Raw genomic sequence first — 19,132 nt, forward strand, 5'->3', positions numbered from 1 at the left:
CCTTTCCAGTTAGGTAAACAAAGTGGCGTGCCGTCGAATGAAAGCCTCGACTGTCATAGGTGGCGCTCCAGTGAGGTCCTCTACAACCGTATTCGTGCCTGCAAACACGCCCTTCTGGTAATCGACCGCGACAGACATCAGATGCTGGGAAAACGTGTCGCTGAACTTTGCGTCGCTGTCCAGGCGCTTCTTGAACAGTTCCAGATCGATCGGCCGATATGTCACTTCGCGCCCTAACGCTCTGCTCATCTCCGCGGCAATCTCATGGTGGTTCATCTCTACCGGGCCATACAATGGATAAACTTGCCCGGCATGTGGGACGGGGTCTCTGAGGATGGCGGCAATCACGCGGCCCTGGTCTTCCGCCGCAATAGGCGCATGTCGCCCCTCACCGAAAGGAAGTTGCAGCACGCCATCATTCCTGATGCTTGCCACCTGTCCGGGATAGGTCAGCCATTGCGCGAAGAAGGTAGGGCGAAGGTGTTTGACCGGCGTGCCGGACCAGTCAAAGATCCTCTCAGAAATCCAGTGATCGCGTGCGGCATGGCTCTTCGCCTCGCGGCGCGCGGAAATCTGTGACATGTTGACGATTGCGCTGATCCCCGTCTCGCGCGCAGCCTGCGCAAAGTAGGCGGTGGCCGAGACGCCGCCTGACTCGATAGGAAACACAAAATAGGCTGAATAGATTCCTTCAAGCGCGCCGCAGACGTCGTCGATATCAGAAAGGTCTCCAACGACCACCTCGACACCCCGCGCCTTCAGCCGCTCGGACCGGTCGTCCTCCTTACGGGCCAGTGTCCGAACCCGCTCACCTGCATGCAGAAGCGCATCTGTCGCGGCTCCGCCGGTATCGCCTGTCGCGCCGGCTACAAAGATTATCCGATCAGTGATCTCCCAAAGGGCAGGCTTCACGCAGATCCTCGACGGCTCGGACCTATAGCCCTTTCGCCTCGAGCCACGAACGGATCGACTGGACAAGCTCGATCTTGCGCTCGAGTGGAAGCCAATGGCGAGCGGGAAGGTTCGCGACGGAAAGGTCATCGCAACTGGCGTGCATCGGTTCTCCGAGGCGGCCGCGGTTAATGTCGCAGATCGCATCCCAATCGCCGTTCACGAACAGCACGGACTGGCGCAGACGGCCGTTGTCAGGTGCAGCCGAGGCGTACGCGATATTGACCGCGTCGTTCAGGTACCACGCATTGGCTGGGCGGAATCCACTGCCGCGAAACGACTCGACCAAAGCATCGAAGTCAGCAGGTGGCCACATCGTCGGGTCAGGGGACGTGGCCGGGGCGCGATGAGCCGAGCCATAGCGGCCTCCGTTATGCGTGATCAAAGCCGACGGAGAGATCATGCCTGCGGACGCAGGATTTCCTGGCCGATAGAGCGACGCGAGCGCCGCTGGAATGTCTGCCTCGAAGTCGCTCACCGTCTGTTCAAAGTGGGGCAGGTAAAAACGGTAGTAGATACTATGGAGGGGCCGCGGAAGTAAGCCTCCTGGAGTAAAACGAGGATTCCGACACCCGTTTTCCGAGAGGAGTACGCAAATGAATGCGCCTCGCACAGCCCCTCACGGGCAAGATACAACCATCACCGGATCGCTGTATGTCGCCTTTGAACTGGGTGACAGGAGCTGGAAGCTTTCGCTGGGCGATGGGGTGCGCGCGCTCAGTTCAGTCATGGATGGTCAGCGGAAAGGTTTGAGGACTTACACGTTCCGGGTCCGGCCCGCCACGTTCTCCGGTGTCGAGCGCGCTGATTGCCTGGAACTCGTCAGCCGCGAGCGCGAAGTCGAAAATATCGATGTTCTCGGCGATTCGTTCCGGACGCACGGATTTCGGAATCGGACAGGTGCCTAGCTGGATCTGCCAGCGCAGGATGATCTGCGCGGGACTCTTGCCGTATTTCGTGGCGAGTTGAAGCACGCCCGGATGGGAGAGCGGATCGTGCACCTTCCCCGACGCCTTGGCTTTCTCCCCGTCACGCTTGATACCGCCTATGGGAGACCACGCCTGCGTAACGATCCCCAGCTTTTCGTCAGCTTCGCGAAGCTCACTTTGAATGAAGAACGAGTGCACTTCTATCTGATTCACATCCGGGATATGTCCGGTTTGCTCAATGAGATTGCGCAGGTGAGCGGAGCCGAAGTTGCACACCCCGATCGCCCGGACGCGCCCCTCCGCCAGAAGCTTCATCGCGGCTCTGTAGGAAGCGACAGTGTCGTCAAAGGCGGAAGGGACAGGCCAATGAGTCAGATACAGATCCAGATAATCGAGTCCGAGCTTGCGCAGACTTCTGTCGAAGGCATGGAGCGTCTGATCGTAACCATAATCCGTGATCCACACCTTGGTCGTAACGAAAATGTCTTCGCGAATGACGCCAGAAGCACGAATGCCCTCTCCCACCTGCTGCTCGTTCATGTAGGCCGCAGCCGTATCGATCAGCCGGTATCCGTTAGCGACTGCCGACTGCACGGCAGCAACGGTTTCTTCCGGACCACTGCGAAACACCCCTAGTCCGAAGCCAGGCATCTCGATTCCATTGTTCAACTTGTACCCAGGGCCTTTAGATGTCGCCATCGTCGATTCCATTTCAATTGAAGGTCGTTTCCGCCGCTGTGATCATCTGAAGGACCGTAGGTCTACCCGACCCTACGCCACGGCACATGTCCGCAGCAAGAGCGTAGGTTGAAGTCACGTGGGGCTTACGGTGCGTAGAAACTTGACGAGCTGGTCATTGACCACGTCCGTGGTTTCGTGTTGTACCCAATGGCCCACATTGTCGAGATCAAGGCTTCCGACGAGACCGGGAAGACCGGCACGCATCTGGTTCGCCGTAAGCGGATAAAGCTCCTGCAATCCATCCGCTTTCCCCCAGATGAAAAATGAGGGTTGATTGATCCTGGCGCCCTTCCACGGAGCGGACAAATAGAAATACGGCTCGGCGGCGCGGTAGTAGTTCAGGGCACCATGGAAGCCGGTGCGCTGAAACTCTGCGATGTTGTAAGCGACATAATCAGGCTGCGCCCACGACGGTATCGGTGTGGGGGCCGCGCGGTGGAGGCTTCGGGCAGGATCCATTGGACTCCAACGCTTGTCGGACGGAGCAGAAGCTGAGGCCCAATACAGAATTGCGGGAATGGTCACTGCGGCGTCAGCCCAAATCTGATCGGCGTCGGGACGGATCTGTTCGAACATATAGAAGTCGTTTTGATGGCCCGCTTTCCGCATGCGCTCAAACACGCTGACATCCCCGCGCGGAACATAGGGCACGCTCAGGCAAAACACGGCTGCAAATCGATCAGGACGCAGCAGCGCGGCATTCCATGCATGGGTCGCCCCCCAGTCATGGCCCACCAGGATTGCACTGGAGATATTCAGCGCGTCGAGCAGCCCAATCAGGTCGCCTGTCGTGTGCAGCGGCGTGTATAACGTGGCGTCCGCGGGAGCCGAGCTGCGCCCATAGCCGCGCATGTCCGGAGCAATTGCCCGGTATCCGGCTGCCGATACCGCTTCCATCTGTCGGCGCCACGTATAAGACGTATCCGGAAATCCGTGGACAAAAAGAACGGCTGGTCCGTCCCCTTGCTCGGTTACGTGCAAGGAGATGCCGTTGGTGCTGATGTCATACTCCTTCAACGGATGACCTCCGCCGGTTGGGGGACTTTGCGCCTGCGCCTTGCGATCCAGTAGCCAACTCGCGCCCAACGCAGTCCCACTGGCGAGGAACGTGCGGCGAGCAATGGAGGGTGGCGGTGTTAAAGCACATGCAGGTGCGGTGATATTGCTATCCATAGAGCAGTCTCGAATAGTCATGCGTTGGCTCGGGAACCCGCTCATAGTAGAAGCCGGGAAACGGTCCGGCGCGTCATATATCCGACAATTCCGGCCATACTTGCGCAGGGACGTGCATCACGCCAGGATCGCCGTCCAAAGGACTTGTCATGCTACGTATCGGCTATATCGTCGTTCCAAACTTCCAGGTGATGATCTTCGGTGGCCTGACGGTGTTTGAAATGGCGAACCGGCTGACGAAAGAACCGCACTACGAAATACGCTTGATATCCGAAAGCGGTGGCCCAGTCCAAAGTTCCCTCGGGTACTCCGTCATGACAGACCGTTTCGATGAGGGTAGCTTTGATACGGTGATCATTGGCGGCGTTATCGACGGTGTGTACGAGCCAAGTCCGGCACTGGTCGATTATTTGAAGAGAGCGGTGAAGACCACTCGCCGTGTGGCCTCAATGTGCACAGGAGCATTCTTCCTTGCGGAAGCCGGCGTTCTTGACGATCGGCGCGCCACGACCCACTGGGCGCACGCACGCGCATTGCAGACTGGCTACCCGAGAATCAACGTCGAAGAAGATCGTATCTTTATCGTCGATGGTCCCGTATGGACATCTGCGGGCATGACAGCGGGGACCGACCTTGCGATATCCATGGTAGAACGGGACCTCGGTGTCAAGGTGGCGCGCACCATCGCCAAGCGGATGGTCATGTTTCACCGGCGTGCCGGTGGACAGCTACAACATTCGACGCTGCTGGATCTCGATGCCAAAAGTGATCGAATCCAGACCGCGCTGGTATTCGCAAAAAGTAATTTGCACACTCAGTTGACGGTGGACAGACTCGCTGAAGCCGCTAATTTGAGCGTGCGACAGTTCACTCGAGCGTTCCGGGAAGAGACGGGGCAATCGCCCGCGAAGGCTGTAGAAAATTTGCGGCTAGAAGCAGCGCGTCTCATGGTTGAGCAAGGCCGGTTGCCTATTGACGTCGTTGCACGCGAGACCGGTTTTGCTGATCCGGACAGAATGCGTCGTGCGTTTCTGCGGGCGTTCGGTCAACCGCCTCAAGCGATTCGACGTGATGCACGAGGTCAAGCGAACGACTAAGGGGACAACCGGTTCTCGTCGCCGCCGCAGCCGAGCTTCAGCATCGAGTCAAGTGAGGTCGTCACCCGATATAGGCGAACTCCAGCTTGGGAAAATGTGCAGGCGTGCCCTTGTTGGCCGTCTGGTGCCCGATGGGATCGGCTGTAGCTGGCCTCGAACCGCCGCTCGCCTTGGTGAAGGAAACCAGCAGTTTGCGCCTGTCGAAACACTGTCAGCGCGCGCAGTGGCGGCGAACGAATGAACGTGTCAAACCGCAGTTTCTAACGGCTTGCCACGGCCTCAGGATCGCTGGGCTGCCAACCACCACCAAGTGCCTCGAAGGCAGCAACCGCTGCCTTTGCCGATTCCGTTTGCGCCTGCACCCGATCATCGGATGCGCGCAGCAAGTTTTCGTCGGCCTGCAGGACTTCAATCAGGCTGACGACACCTTTTTGATATGCCGCAAACGAGGCGGCTCGCGCCCGGCCGAGTGAATTCACTCCCTGATTGAGCACTGCGGCCTCTTCTTCCCGCTTGACGAGTGCTGAAAAGGCGTTTTCCACATCTTCCGTTGCATGTAATGCGGCAAGCCGATACGCGGCCAACATTTCGGCGTCCTGGCCCCTGGCCTGCGCGATCTGTGCATTAATGCGGCCGAAATCGAACAGACGCCAGCGCAGTCCCAGCACCCCGGCCGCCTGACTGGCGCCGCCAGTGAACAGATTGCCCGCGGCCATTGATGTTGCGCTCCCGATCAGTCCACTCAGGGAGAATTTCGGATAATACTCGGAGATGGCCACCCCGATGCGCGCGTTCGACGCAGCGAGGCGACGCTCGGCCACGATCAGGTCGGGGCGGCGCCTGAGCAACTCTCCCGGCGTTCCCGTGCCCGCGATCCGCGGGGCGGCCGGGATGTCGCCAGTATCGACCAGCTCGGCTTGATGCGTGCCGGGCTGTGAGCCCAGCATCACATCCAGTGCGTTCATGGCCGCATCCAGTGTCGTCTCCAGGACAGGGACGGATGCCTGTACCTGCGCCAGCGCACCCTCAGCCTGGCTCACCTGGAGATCGGCCGCCAGTCCTTTTCCATACAGAAGTTTGATGGTCGAGAGCAGATCCTGTTGCGTCTGCACCTGCTGCCGGGCAACCTTCAGACGGGCCTGCAATCCACGAATCGTGATGTAAATATCGGCGGTCTGTGCCGCCACAGCCAGGCGCGTGGCCACAGCGCCGGCTTCCGAAGCCTGATACTCGGCAAGTGCCGCTTCCCGCCCGCGACGCAGGCCACCGAACACATCCACTTCCCAGCTCGCGCTGAAATTGGCCTCGTAGTCGTTGCCGTAGCGGTCGAATCCGGGCGTCGAATTCAGGACCCGCCCCAGGGGCGTTTCGACAGATTGGTAGACTCGCGCCGCCTGGCCGCTGACATTGCCTGAAGGCAGCAGCGCGGCATTCGCTGCCCCGAGTCCTGCGCGCGCCTGCGAGACGCGCGCGGCGGCCTGCGCGAGGTCCAGGTTCTGTTCCAGCGCGAGCGTGACGAATCGTGTGAGTTGCGGATCACCGAAACCCATCCACCACGTGACCAGGTCAGCACTGGCCACCGCGTGCCGGTGATCCACTGCGTCCTGGCCCTGGAACTGCCCGGGCATGGCTACATTGGGCCGGACATAATCAGGGCCCACTGCGCAGGCTGTCGAGAAGCTGGCAACAATGATCGCGGCAAGGATGTGATTGGGTAGCATGACCGTCTGCGCAGGGTTACTGTTGTGACCATAATACCAAATGGTCACTAGTTGTCTATTGCTGTATGCTATCCCCATGAAAAAAGCCACCACTCCTCCCATCACGACTCGCGGCCCCGCTGACCACGAGATACGAGATCAGATTGTTGTCGCCGCCACCGAGCACTTCAGCCGGTATGGCTACGAGAAAACGACGGTCTCCGATCTCGCCAGGGCGATCGGGTTCTCCAAGGCCTACATCTACAAGTTCTTCGAGTCCAAGCAGGCCATTGGCGAGATGATTTGCGCGAACTGCCTGCACGAGATCGAAACCGAGGTCAGGGCGGCCGTCGCCCAGACCGATCTGCCGCCGGAGAAGTTGCGGCGAATGTTCAGCGTCTTCACCGAGGCGAGCCTCCGTCTGTTTTTCCAGGACCGCAAGCTCTACGAGATTGCAGCATCTGCGGCCACGGAGAATTGGCAGGCCGTGCTTTCGTATGAAGCGCGCGTCCAGAAACTGCTTCAGGACATCCTGCAGGAGGGTCGGCAGAGCGGGGACTTCGAGCGCAAAACACCGCTTGATGAGACCGCGATGGCGATCTATCTGGTAATGCGCCCCTACCTCAACCCGATGCTCCTGCAGTACAGCTTCGATTACACGAAGGTCGCGCCTGCGCAATTGTCCAGCCTCGTGCTCCGCAGTCTGTCCCCTTGACGGGAATTTTGTTTGTGACCATTGACTAAATTGGTCACTTGAACCACAATGAAAGCCCCGATTCCTCCATCAATGGGACTTTCATGCTCCAGCGTCGCCTCGCTACCTCTGCAGTCGTCTGTGCACTGCCACTTGCGCTAGCCGCCTGCGACGGAAAAGCACCGTCCGATCCGCGCACCGAGACGCCCCTGGTGCGCACCGCCATCGCCCAGGCGGCGATCCCCGCGTCCCGTTCGTTTAGCGGAACCGTCGCCGCACGCGTGCAAAGCGACCTGGGATTTCGCGTCTCCGGCAAGGTGCTGGAGCGGCTGGTGGATGCCGGGCAAACCGTCAAACGTGGCCAGCCACTGATGCGCATCGATCCCGTCGATCTGAGGCTTGCCGCGCAAGCCCGGCAGGACGCGGTCACCGCAGCGCGAGCACGGGCGCTGCAGACCGCGCAGGATGAGGAGCGCTACCGCGACCTGCGCGGCACGGGTGCGATCTCGGCTTCGGCCTACGACCAGGCGAAGGCGGCCGCCGATGCCGCCAGCGCGCAGCTCAGTGCGGCCAAGGCGGACGCCGACGTTGCGCGCAATGCGACCGGCTATGCCGAGCTGGTTGCGGACGGGGATGGTGTCGTGATGGAAACGTTGGCCGAACCGGGTCAGGTCGTCAGCGCCGGACAACCCGTGGTGCGCCTGGCCCACGCCGGGCGGCGCGAGGCTGTCATCCAGCTACCCGAAACCCTGCGGCCCGCCATCGGTTCGGTCGCCGAGGCCACGCTGTTCGGCAACGGCGGCGTCAGCGTGCCGGCCACGCTGCGCCAGCTCTCGGATACGGCGGAGCCTCGTACCCGGACCTTCGAAGCGCGGTATGTGCTGCAGGGAGCGCTGGCCGATGCCCCGCTGGGCGCCACGGTGACGGTCCAGATTCCGGACGCGCGTTCTGCGGTGCAAGGCAATTTGCAGGTGCCGATCGGCGCGCTGCTGGACGCCGGAAAGGGGCCCGGGGTATGGATCATCGACGGCGAGCCGGCAAAGGTTTTCTGGCGGCCGGTTACCGTCGAACATCTGGACGACGACAGCGCCCGCGTGTCCGGTGATATCAGGCAAGGCGACCGGATCGTCGCGCTTGGCGCGCAGTTGCTGCGCGAAGGCGAGCAGGTCCGGGTGACAAGTCAGGCCGTGGCCATGACGGCCGAGGGAGCCCGTCCGTGAGCGAAGGCCGTTTCAACCTGTCGGCGCTTGCCGTGCGCGAGCGCTCCATCACCCTCTTCCTGATCTGTCTGATCTCGCTGGCCGGGCTCGTTTCGTTCTTCAAGCTGGGTCGCGCCGAAGACCCGGCGTTCACAATCAAGGTGATGACCATCGTCACCGCGTGGCCCGGCGCCACCGCGCAGGAGATGCACGATCAGGTCGCGGAGAAAATCGAAAAGCGCATGCAGGAGCTGCGCTGGTACGACCGGACCGAGACCTATACGCGACCCGGGCTGGCCTTTACGACCTTGACCCTGCTCGACAGCACACCGCCGTCGGACGTGCAGGAGCAGTTTTACCAGGCCCGGAAAAAAATCAGCGACGAGACAGCCAACCTTCCGGCTGGCGTGATCGGGCCGATGGTCAATGATGAATACGCGGACGTCACGTTTGCTCTTTTCGCACTGAAAGCGAGGGGTGAGCCGCAGCGCCTGCTGGTGCGCGATGCGGAGACGCTGCGCCAACGGCTGCTGCATGTGCCGGGCGTGAAGAAGGTCGACATCATCGGCGAGCAGTCGGAAAGAATCTACGTCGAGCTCTCACATGACCGGCTGGCAACGCTGGGCGTCAGCCCGCAGGACGTATTCGCCGCGCTCAATGGCCAGAACGCCCTGACGCCGGCCGGCTCCGTGGAGACGAAAGGTCCGGAGATGTTCATTCGCCTGGACGGTGCCTTCGACAACCTGCAGAAGATCCGCGACACGCCAGTCGTGGCACAAGGTCGCACACTGAAGCTGTCGGACATTGCCACCGTCACGCGTGGTTATGAAGATCCGGCGACGTTCATGATCCGCAACAACGGCGAGCCGGCACTGCTGCTGGGCATCGTCATGCGCGACGGCTGGAACGGGCTCGATCTCGGCAAGGCGCTGGACAGCGAGGTCGGCGCAATTAACGCCGGGCTGCCGCTGGGAATGAGCCTGACCAAGGTCACGGATCAGGCCGTCAACATTCATTCGGCGGTCGACGAGTTCATGCTCAAGTTTTTCGCCGCGCTACTGGTGGTCATGCTCGTGAGTTTCGTGAGCATGGGCTGGCGCGCGGGCCTGGTGGTTGCCGCCGCAGTGCCGTTGACGCTGGCCATCGTGTTCGTGGTGATGGCCGCGACAGGCAAGAACTTCGACCGCATTACCCTCGGATCCCTGATCCTCGCGCTCGGCCTGCTGGTGGACGACGCGATTATCGCCATCGAAATGATGGTGGTGAAGATGGAGGAAGGCTACAGCCGTGTGGCCGCCTCTGCCTATGCCTGGAGCCATACTGCCGCCCCCATGCTCTCGGGCACGCTGGTGACTGCGGTCGGCTTCATGCCCAACGGCTTCGCCCGGTCCACCGCGGGCGAGTACACCAGCAACATGTTCTGGATCGTCGGCATTGCCCTGATCGCATCCTGGGTCGTCGCCGTGGTCTTCACGCCCTACCTCGGCGTGAAGATGCTGCACGACTTCAAAAAGGTCGAAGGGGGTCACGACGCGATTTACGACACGCCGCGCTACAACCGCTTCCGTCAGCTGCTCACGCGCGTCATCGCGCGCAAATGGCTGGTCGCCAGTTCGGTCGTTGGCCTCTTCGCCCTGGCCATCCTCGGTATGGGCGTGGTCAAGAAACAGTTCTTCCCGATCTCCGACCGCCCCGAAGTGCTGGTCGAGGTGCAGATGCCCTATGGCACGTCCATCTCCCAAACCAGCGCCGCCGCGGCGAAGGTGGAAGCCTGGCTCGCAAAGCAGAAGGAAGCCAGGATCGTCACCGCCTACATCGGACAGGGTGCGCCCCGCTTTTACCTGGCCATGGGACCGGAATTGCCCGACCCGTCGTTTGCCAAGATCGTGGCGCGCACGGACAGCCAGGACGAGCGCGATGCGTTGAAGGAGCGACTGCGTCAGGCGATCGCCAACGGTCTCGCCCCCGAAGCGCGCGTGCGCGTCACTCAACTCGTTTTCGGCCCCTATTCGCCGTTCCCGGTTGCCTACCGGGTCACCGGCCCGGACCCGGACACGCTTCGCGGCATCGCGGCTAAAGTTCAGCAGGTGATGGAAAGCAGTCCGATGATGCGCACGGTCAACACCGATTGGGGCACGCGCGCGCCCACGCTGCACTTCACGTTGCAGCAGGACCGTCTGCAGGCGGTGGGGCTCACGTCCAGCGCGGTGGCGCAGCAGTTGCAATTCCTGCTCACCGGCGTGCCTGTCACCGCCGTGCGTGAGGATATTCGAACCGTGCAGGTCATGGCGCGTTCGGCCGGCGACGTTCGGCTCGACCCCGCCAGGCTCGGGGACTTTACGCTGGCTGGCGCCAACGGGCAACGCATCCCGCTATCGCAGGTGGGCACGGTCGACGTGCGCATGGAGGAACCGATCATGCGCTGGCGCGACCGCGTGCCGACTATCACAGTGCGCGGCGACATTGCCGACAACCTGCAGCCGCCGGACGTATCAACGGCGATTACCAGCCAGCTCCAGCCGATCATCGCGAAGCTGCCCAGCGGCTATCGCATCGAGCAGGCGGGCTCCATCGAGGAATCGGCCAAGGCGACGACCGCCATGTTGCCGCTGTTCCCGATCATGCTGGCGATCACGCTGGTCATCATCATTCTCCAGGTCCGCTCGATTTCCGCGATGGTGATGGTGTTCATGACCAGCCCGCTCGGCTTGATCGGCGTGGTGCCGACGCTGATCCTGTTCCGGCAGCCGTTCGGCATCAATGCGCTGGTCGGCCTCATTGCGCTGTCGGGCATCCTGATGCGCAACACGCTGATTCTGATCGGGCAGATCCACCAGAACCAGCGGGCGGGGCTGGCCCCATTCCGCGCGATCGTCGAGGCCACCGTGCAGCGCGCCCGCCCCGTGATCCTGACGGCCATGGCGGCGATCCTCGCCTTCATCCCGCTGACCCATTCGGTGTTCTGGGGAACACTCGCCTACACGCTCATCGGCGGTACGTTCGCCGGGACGATTCTCACGCTGGTGTTCCTGCCGGCCATGTATTCCATCTGGTTCAAGATCAGGCCCGATAGTACCGCTGGCTTGCGCAAAGATCGGCATGGGCAGGCGCAGCCTTCCGGGCAAACGCTGCAGGACGCGCTCGACGCGCGCAGTTAAAACATCATCAACTTCACCTGAAGGGAGCTGTTCATGTCGAAATCCACCGTTGTCGTTGTGACCGGGGTGTCATCGGGTATCGGACGCGCCACCGCCGAGAAGTTTGCCAGCCGGGGTTGCCGCGTATTTGGCACCGTGCGCAGCATTGCGAAAACAGCGTCATTGTCCGGCGTCGAGCTGGTCGAGATGGACGTTCGAAACGATGCTTCGGTTCAATCAGGAATCCAGTCCATCATCGATCGTGCCAGGCGAATCGACGTGCTCGTCAACAATGCAGGAACGAGCATGATTGGCGCAGTGGAGGAAACTTCGACTGCCGAAGCTGCGGCCCTGTTCGACACCAATGTATTCGGCATCCTGCGCACGACACAGGCAGTACTCCCTCACATGCGAGAGCAACGTGGCGGAAGGATCGTCAATGTCAGTTCGGTGCTTGGCTTCTTGCCCGCCCCCTACATGGGCCTCTATTCGGCGTCCAAGCATGCGGTCGAAGGGCTGACTGAAACCCTGGACCATGAGGTGCGCCAGTTCGGCATACGCGCAACGCTGGTCGAACCGACTTTTACCAGGACCAGGCTCGACGTCAATGCGCCCCAGGCGGGTTTGAAAATCGCCGACTATGACCGCGAGCGTGCCCTTGCATCGAGCGCAGTCGTGAACAGTGTCAAAGGTGCCCCCGAGCCCGGTAGCGTGGCAAACACAATTGTCGAAGCAGCGCTTGGGAGCTGGCGCATGCGTCGTACCCCGGCGGGTGAGGCCTCTCTGTTGAGCAAATTGCGGCGCTTCATGCCCTCCGGCCCCGTCGATTCAAGCTTGAGGAAAACATTCGGGCTTGCGTGAAGCCTTACCTCGCGATGTAGCGCGGGCATGTCCGTCGCCCTCGCGCAATGACGAGCGTCCACCCTTACCCGGCTGGGCGGCCAGTCACGCCATGCATGCCGTTGCGAACAGGCTGCCTGCGCTTGCGCGCATATTCGCGCACCGCGCGTTCGTAAAACGGGGCAGACGTGTGCCTGCCCGATCCTGTTTAGTGAATGGCCATCTGCACGACCTTCACGATGACGAGACCCACTGCGACGACGAGGTAGGTGCGCAGCACGCCCATCCACACGCGTGTCGACAGCTTCAGGTGCTGCGGCGCCGGCAGGTCTTCGAGCGGCGACATGCGCCACGTGTTGCGCAACGCCTTGAGGGCAGGCTTGTTGAGCGGCAACGCATCATCGGTGACAGCCCTGCCGCGCGATTTGCGCGAGAGTTCCACCGCGGCGTACACGGCCGCGGCCAGCCCGCATCCGCCCACGAGAATCTTGAGAATCGCTGCACCGCTGATATCCGGATACACGGTGGCCGCCGTCAGGATGATCGAGAGAACGACAAGGACAGCTATCACGGCGCCCGTGAAAATGTTCAGCTTCTTCGAGTTCACCCACGGGCCGAGGACAGCCTTGTCATTGCACAACAGCAGCAGGAACACAGTTGCGCTCGGGAGCAGCACGCCCGCGAGCGTCTGCACGGCTTCGGTCAGGAGGCCAAGCGGGCTGCCCGGCATCAGCACGAGGGCGGCAGCGAGCGCAATAATGCCGAAGTAGACGAGATAGAAGCCCTTCGCGTCGAGCACGCTGCGATGCAGTGAGTGTTTGACCTTGAACACATCGCCGATCGCGTAGGCGGTCGAGAGCGAAACAGCGGCAGCGCCGATGATCGACGCGTCGAGGAGCGCGACGGCGAAGATCGTGGCCGAGGTCTGGCCGACGTATTTGTGCAGACCCGCAATCACGCCACCCGCATCGGTGAAGTTGCCGAACTCGGGCTTGCTGTCAAAGAGCGCGGCCGTGAAGGCCATCATCGCCACAGCGCCGATGATCACGAACGCGATGCCGATCCAGAGGTCAGCCTTTTCGTACTTCATGAAGCGCGGCGTAATGCGCTTGTCGATCACATAGCTTTGCTGGAAGAACAGCTGCCACGGTGCGACGGTCGTGCCGACGATGCCGATGACGAGCAGCATCACATCGGAGAGCCTGGAATTCTTCGGCCAGGTCGGCACGAAGAAGTCGCGCGCGATGACGCCGACAGGCGGGTGGATCGACACGAGTACCGGGATCAGCAAAAGGCTCAACAGGCACAGCACGATCGCGAAGCGTTCGAAGCGCCGGAAATCACCGGTACTGACCGCGGCCATCGTCAGGACTGCGGCGATGCAGACGCCGAGAACCTTCGAGACACCGAGGAAGTCGAGTGCAAACGTAATGCCGATGAACTCGGTGACGATCGTGAGGGCGTTGAGCAGAAAGAGGTCAATGACGCTGAAGGCGCCCCAGAACTTGCCGAAGCGTTCGAAGATAAGGCGTGCGTGACCAACGCCGGTCACGGCGCCCAGGCGCAGGACCATTTCCTGATTGACGTAGAGAACGGGGATCAGGAGGGCGAGCGTCCAGAGCAGCGACGTGCCGTAGTTCTGGCCGGCTTGCGTATAGGTACCGAACGCGCCGGCGTCGTTATCGCCGACCATGACGATGAGGCCGGGGCCAAGGATGGCCAGCAGCGTGCGCAGACGCGCCATCCAGTTGCTGCGCGGAGCGGTGTCGTGGTGGGCGATCGTGCCGAAGGCGCCCTTGATATCGCCGACGTGCGCGTCGTCGAGCACAGCGGCACGGCGCGGCGCGATGTTTGCAGGTGTAGTGGACATTTGAAGTTATTCCTTATCGGTAACGCTCTAAATCGTTGCTGAAAAGCGTGGCCCTGCCCTGCCCTATGCCGGTGTTCGAGCCTGTGTCTGATCGAATGTGCAGGCAGGCGGCCACGCCAGGCAGTGTTAGTAAGCGAGCTTCCTGAGCGCCGCCCGGACGGCGGCGACCACGCGGGCCGATAGGTACGAACGGCCGTCGAGCGCCAGCATGTCGTTGTAGTGCCTGCGAGCATCTTCGACGCGCGGGAGTTGCGAAACGAGGAGTGCGAAGTGCATGGTGATTCCTCCAATAGCTTGAAACGTGGCGCCTTCGACCGGGCCTTTCGTTTCAGTTCACACGGACCGAAGTGCTCGAGCGTGTGGGAGGAACGTGTGCGGCCAGGATGTCAGGCGGAGAAAGCGGCGTTCAGCGAGAACGCACAGCGAGTCGTACAGGAACAAGGCTCAGGGTCGGGCATCGTGAACTCCTCTGTCGTTTGCGTCCGATTCACGTCGAATGGACGTGGGTAACCGCACGCCGGCTCCGCGCGACATTCGGTGCGCGAAATCGGCGTGATCATGCGGCGCCACGAGCCAAAGGCTCGACGCGCCGGGCCATCTGGACGCATGCGCGATACAACGCACGCGTCAATGACGGCGGACAATCGAAAAGATGCGCGGGGGAAATACTGTGGAAGCTACTGCGGCGCGCACCGTCTGCCTGCTGGCAGGACGGCGGCTAGGGAAGAATCCAGGCGGGCGTCGTGCCGGTCAGGCAGAAAAACTGTTCGAAGGTCGACTACTGCAACTGTCCAAGGCATATGCCCCTTTCGTGGAAACAGGCGAATTCTAGTGACGACGCGCGAGCCGAGTCAACGAGTATTTCGAAGATTTTTCTTTCGACTCCGTTACTGCCAGTGGATGCAAATCATTCGCAGACCTCTTCGTTTCAGGATAGACGGTTGCCCGCGAGTGTATGTTGTACATGTGCGACGCGGAGCGCGCTCCTGTTCCTCACTGAATGCCACCGACCGGGCACGAGCTGTTGTGCTCTGCATCCATCTTCAATCTACTAAGCACACTGCGACTTCAAAACCCGCGATCAGGCACGAGCCAGTCTGTTCGAATATATGGAGGTGTTCTTCTGCCCTTTGAAACATTGACCAACGCCAAATTCAAGGTGTCCACGCTTCGTGGGTAAGATCATGTTGAACCCAAAGGGGCTACCAGGGATAGAATCCCGAACCCACCAGACCAGGAACTCCATCGATCGTCACGGCCTTCACGTAGGTCCATTTCTGCGATGGCTGGGTCTGCCCAGGTTTCGGGGACATGTAGTCGACCCATCCCGATCCACTGGTCTTGGCCGTCTGAATCATGGCGTCGTGAAACAACTTGCCATTGACATCTTTCTGACCGCTGACCTTCGTCCCCTCGCGCGCTGGGATGCCCGTATTCAACAAGACATTCGACTCAAGGTCGTATACGAACACATATGTGTCACCGTGCAACCACTCCGAGTCCTTTACTCTGAACTCGGAAAAAGCTGCCTTACCTTTACTGTCGATCAACGCGGCGGCTTTGTTGACTAGCGCTTCGACTTGTCTCGCCTGCTCGGATGGGGGAGGAGACGATTGAGCAAATGATGCGGTGCCGGGCAAGCCCGAAAAAAGCAAGAGACCGAGCAAGAACGCTTTCATCTTCATGACATCACCTCCAGCGGTGGACATTGTGGCCGTGTGCGCGCATGCAGAGCTGACGCCGGGAATTTCTGGCCAGCCTGATTGATAGCCAGGAAAGCCGCAATACCGTGAAAGTGCGCGCCGCCCGGCATACGGGCTACCTGATCGAGCGGTACTAAAACAAATCATTTCCGCTGCGGCCCATCATGCTCCAGTATTGGTGCAAAGGCTGGGGCACGGGATCAAAGGGTCATCACTGCGGGAGACGGCGATGTTCGAGCGATACGAGCGACTGGCGAAGCAACTCGGTGTGGACCATCCGGTGCTGCTCGCACCGATGGATCTGGTGGCAGACGGCAAGCTCGCGGCGGCCGTGACGAAGGCGGGCGGATTCGGCCTCATCGGCGGAGGCTACGGCGACGAGGCGTGGCTGCGCAAGCAGTTCGCCGCCGCTTGCGGCGCGCGGGTCGGCGTGGGTTTCATCACATGGAGCCTGTCGCGGCGGCCGCACCTGCTCGACGTCGCCATCGAGCATGCGCCAGCCGCGATCATGTTTTCGTTCGGCGACGCGAGCGCGCACATCGGGACGACGAAGCTTGCCGGCATTCTCGCCATCTGCCAGGTTCAAACGGCGGCGATGGCCCGCGAGGCTGTCGATTGCGGCGCCGATATCGTCGTCGCGCAAGGCGCCGAAGGCGGCGGTCATGGTATCGCTTGCAGCACGATCTCGCTCGTTCCGGCAGTCGTCGACGCCGTCGGCGAGCGCGTGCCCGTGGTGGCGGCCGGCGGAATCGCGGACGGCCGCGGCTTCGCAGCGGCCGTCGCGCTTGGCGCGTCCGGCATCCTGATGGGCACGCGCTTCTACGCGAGCGAAGAAGCGAGCGGTGACGACGAAGCGAAGCGGCGCATCGTCGAATGCAAGGGCGGCGAGGAAACCGTGCGCGGCATCCTGTTCGACATGGCGCGCAACAACGTCTGGCCAGCACCGTACACGGGGCGCGTGTTACGCAACGCGTTTTCGGAGAAGTGGGCCGGACGCGAGCGCGAGCTGTTGCAGCAGTTGCACGTCGAGCATCCGCGCTATATGGAGGCGCGCGCCACACGGCAGTACGACCTGGCGGCCGTGATCGCCGGCGAGTCGGCGGCGTTGATCCGCGAGGTGCTGCCGGCCGGGACGATCGTCGCAAATGTCGTCAGGGAAATGGATGCGATTCTCGGGTATTCGTCGTACAAAGCGCGGCGAGCATCAACTGCCTCAACTTAATCGCTGCCGGTGTGTCGCCTTCGGTAGAGTCGAGTTGTGGCGCGGTAGCAGTAGGTTCGGTTTGTCTGTTTCCGCCCCTTTCGTCTGGCGGTGCCCGAGTATCCTTGCCTTAACCCCGTTTCCACAACCCGCTCATCGAACCGGACATGCAGATCTCCCGCATCCGGCTCTCGGACAAGACATCACGCCTTCGTACACGGCAAGTTACTGCCAAGGACCTTGTAGACGAACGAGACCAAAGTGCCCGTAGAGGTGCGAGGGTGGATAGCGGTTCAATTTGCCAATCAGCTCCGTGGTGTCCATCCACGTCATCGAAGCGGCGGTCAGCGCATGAACCTTCTCAACCATACGCCGGATACTCTTCTTCGACGGGCGCATGCCCATACGGGCCTGGCCAGTCGTCGCTGAGTACATCCGCCCAAACGTGTAACCCAGGAAGTCGAATTCGCCTTCCGGCACCTTGCAGATTCGTGTCTTCTCCTCGTTGACCGTCAACTTCAGTTTGTCCATGATCTCGCGCATTCGTGACAAGGCTTCCTCAGCCTTCCCTTTCTTGCACAGGATCACCAGATCGTCCGCGTAGGTCACGATGCGACTGCCAAGACTGCGCTGAAGTCCGAGCTTCTTCCACGCCAGCACAAACCGGCGCATGTAAATATTTGCCAGCAGTGGTGAGATGGGTGAACCTTGCGGAATGCCACGTCTGCTGTCTCTGGACTCCGTCGTACGTTTCTTCCGGCCTCGGTCATCGGTTTCTTCCACGGGGCACTCCAACCACATCCTGATCAGATGCAGCACGCGCCGATCGACGATGCGTCGCGCAAGCGACAGCATCAGTTCGGCGTGTGGAATACTTCCGAAGTAGTCCGCAAGGTCGGCATCAACAACGTCCGTTTGCCCTCGATGCAGCCGTTCCTCCACCTCGATCACCGCCTGCTGGGCGTTTCGCCCCGGCCGGTAAGCGTACTGCTCTGGCGGAAGGTCCGCTTCGAAGATCGGTTCGAGCACCAGCATCGCTGCTGTCATGCACACCCGATCCCGCAGGGTCGAGATGCCCAGTGGCCTCAACTTGCCATTGGCCTTCGGGATAAACACTCTTCTGATAGGGTCCGGCCGGTAAGTCTCCTGCCTGAGCGTAAGCGCCAGTTCACCGAGCCACTTCTGCACCCCGTACGCCTCGACCTCCGCGAAGTCCTGCCGATCGACACCCGGTGCGCCCCTGTTCGAGCGGCACTGGGCATACGCATGCGCCAGCACATTCTCGCGATAGATCTTGTCGTACAGCGCGTAGAAGCGATACCCGGCTTCTGCCTTCGCTTTCGCGTGTAACGCCATCTGCAGCTTCTGAACACGAATCGGAGTTGATAGGTTGCCCAATCTCCACGTCCTCACTACGTATTGCGTCTGTCTTGAACTGAGGCCCCTTCCCTCCACCAGCATTACACCGGCTTCAACGGTAATACGGGCCTCTCCGTCACCCCAAGGCGCCCGGCCTGTCCCTCGCGGGCTCCGGTTGGTCATCCCTGACCACGCCAGGGGGCTTCCCGTGTTGCGTACGCTTTCCTTGTGTACATGCTGTCGCCACTACCCCGGCACAGCGACTGGGCGTCCTGCCTGCTCGTTCACCCAGCCGTATCAGCCTTCCCCGACATGGCTTTCGGGTCGGCCTGTGCATCGACGTTTTCGAGGCTTGCTCGGCGTTCACTCGCGTTACGGCCTGCACACTCGCGCTGTCACCGTATTTCGTGACACGCTTCACCGAAGGCTTCAACCGCTTCGTTACCTCCACGATTGCTCCGGTTGCTTCCGGCTGGAGCGGTTGCCGGGTGGGGCTTTCACCCACTGGAAAAGCGCCGCCTTGTCACGGCGCACGCCA

General features: G+C 61.2%; 15 protein-coding genes. 6 read left to right on the forward strand and 9 right to left on the reverse strand.

Features of this window, described 5'->3' with window-relative positions; all coding sequences use genetic code 11:
- Positions 1 to 9: 9 nt before the first annotated feature.
- The 4 genes from M3I54_RS31470 to M3I54_RS31485 all read right to left on the reverse strand — a co-directional run bounded on the left by M3I54_RS31470 (position 10) and on the right by M3I54_RS31485 (position 3,794).
- Positions 10 to 912, reverse strand: coding sequence for an NmrA family NAD(P)-binding protein (locus M3I54_RS31470; protein WP_254343026.1), 903 nt, complete (start codon positions 910 to 912; stop codon positions 10 to 12).
- 22 nt (positions 913 to 934) lie between these two features.
- Positions 935 to 1,429: a hypothetical protein gene (locus M3I54_RS31475; protein WP_254343027.1), complete on the reverse strand. Its 495-nt coding sequence runs from the start codon at positions 1,427 to 1,429 to the stop codon at positions 935 to 937.
- 244 nt (positions 1,430 to 1,673) lie between these two features.
- Entirely contained in the window at positions 1,674 to 2,579 is a 906-nt protein-coding gene (locus tag M3I54_RS31480; RefSeq protein WP_254343028.1) for an aldo/keto reductase, read from the reverse strand.
- A 114-nt stretch (positions 2,580 to 2,693) separates the two neighbouring features.
- The gene (locus M3I54_RS31485; protein ID WP_254343029.1) at positions 2,694 to 3,794 is read right to left on the reverse strand and encodes an alpha/beta fold hydrolase; all 1,101 of its coding nucleotides are present in this window, start codon (positions 3,792 to 3,794) and stop codon (positions 2,694 to 2,696) included.
- A 149-nt stretch (positions 3,795 to 3,943) separates the two neighbouring features.
- Between M3I54_RS31485 and M3I54_RS31490 the strand changes: the two genes are divergently transcribed.
- Entirely contained in the window at positions 3,944 to 4,891 is a 948-nt protein-coding gene (locus M3I54_RS31490) for a GlxA family transcriptional regulator (protein WP_254343030.1), read from the forward strand.
- A gap of 260 nt (positions 4,892 to 5,151) precedes the next feature.
- Here the strand turns inward: M3I54_RS31490 and M3I54_RS31495 are convergent, their stop codons facing one another.
- A complete protein-coding gene (locus tag M3I54_RS31495; protein ID WP_254343031.1) occupies positions 5,152 to 6,612 on the reverse strand; it encodes an efflux transporter outer membrane subunit in 1,461 nt (486 codons plus the stop codon).
- 76 nt (positions 6,613 to 6,688) lie between these two features.
- Here M3I54_RS31495 and M3I54_RS31500 point away from each other — a divergent pair, with 76 nt between their 5' ends.
- The 4 genes from M3I54_RS31500 (at position 6,689) to M3I54_RS31515 (ending at position 12,482) form a co-directional block, all read left to right on the forward strand.
- Positions 6,689 to 7,306 carry a TetR/AcrR family transcriptional regulator gene (locus M3I54_RS31500; RefSeq protein ID WP_254343032.1) on the forward strand — a complete coding sequence of 206 codons (618 nt, stop codon included), beginning with the start codon at positions 6,689 to 6,691 and terminating at the stop codon, positions 7,304 to 7,306.
- A gap of 83 nt (positions 7,307 to 7,389) precedes the next feature.
- Positions 7,390 to 8,505, forward strand: coding sequence for an efflux RND transporter periplasmic adaptor subunit (locus M3I54_RS31505; RefSeq protein ID WP_254343033.1), 1,116 nt, complete (start codon positions 7,390 to 7,392; stop codon positions 8,503 to 8,505).
- On the forward strand, positions 8,502 to 11,642 hold the full coding sequence (locus M3I54_RS31510) for an efflux RND transporter permease subunit (RefSeq protein ID WP_254343034.1): 3,141 nt from the start codon (positions 8,502 to 8,504) through the stop codon (positions 11,640 to 11,642). The genes M3I54_RS31505 and M3I54_RS31510 overlap by 4 nt, the downstream gene beginning before the upstream one ends.
- Positions 11,643 to 11,675: 33 nt before the next feature.
- Entirely contained in the window at positions 11,676 to 12,482 is an 807-nt protein-coding gene (locus M3I54_RS31515; protein WP_254343035.1) for an oxidoreductase, read from the forward strand.
- A gap of 187 nt (positions 12,483 to 12,669) precedes the next feature.
- Here M3I54_RS31515 and M3I54_RS31520 read toward each other — a convergent pair whose 3' ends face one another.
- From M3I54_RS31520 to M3I54_RS31530, 3 genes are all read right to left on the reverse strand, one after another.
- Positions 12,670 to 14,331: an Nramp family divalent metal transporter gene (locus M3I54_RS31520; protein WP_254343036.1), complete on the reverse strand. Its 1,662-nt coding sequence runs from the start codon at positions 14,329 to 14,331 to the stop codon at positions 12,670 to 12,672.
- 126 nt (positions 14,332 to 14,457) lie between these two features.
- Positions 14,458 to 14,607, reverse strand: a complete 150-nt coding sequence (locus M3I54_RS31525; protein ID WP_254343037.1) for a hypothetical protein — start codon at positions 14,605 to 14,607, stop codon at positions 14,458 to 14,460.
- Between the two features lie 926 nt (positions 14,608 to 15,533).
- Positions 15,534 to 16,016 carry a cache domain-containing protein gene (locus tag M3I54_RS31530; protein WP_254343038.1) on the reverse strand — a complete coding sequence of 161 codons (483 nt, stop codon included), beginning with the start codon at positions 16,014 to 16,016 and terminating at the stop codon, positions 15,534 to 15,536.
- A 247-nt stretch (positions 16,017 to 16,263) separates the two neighbouring features.
- On the opposite strand from M3I54_RS31530, the gene M3I54_RS31535 reads away from it, so the two are divergent.
- The gene (locus M3I54_RS31535; RefSeq protein WP_254343039.1) at positions 16,264 to 17,256 is read left to right on the forward strand and encodes a nitronate monooxygenase family protein; all 993 of its coding nucleotides are present in this window, start codon (positions 16,264 to 16,266) and stop codon (positions 17,254 to 17,256) included.
- 204 nt (positions 17,257 to 17,460) lie between these two features.
- Here M3I54_RS31535 and ltrA read toward each other — a convergent pair whose 3' ends face one another.
- Complete coding sequence (gene ltrA / locus M3I54_RS31540) at positions 17,461 to 18,696, reverse strand: group II intron reverse transcriptase/maturase (RefSeq protein ID WP_309249657.1); 1,236 nt, start codon at positions 18,694 to 18,696, stop codon at positions 17,461 to 17,463.
- Positions 18,697 to 19,132: the final 436 nt, after the last annotated feature.

Source organism: Paraburkholderia sp. CNPSo 3274 (genome assembly GCF_024206475.1).
Taxonomy (GTDB): Bacteria; Pseudomonadota; Gammaproteobacteria; order Burkholderiales; family Burkholderiaceae; genus Paraburkholderia.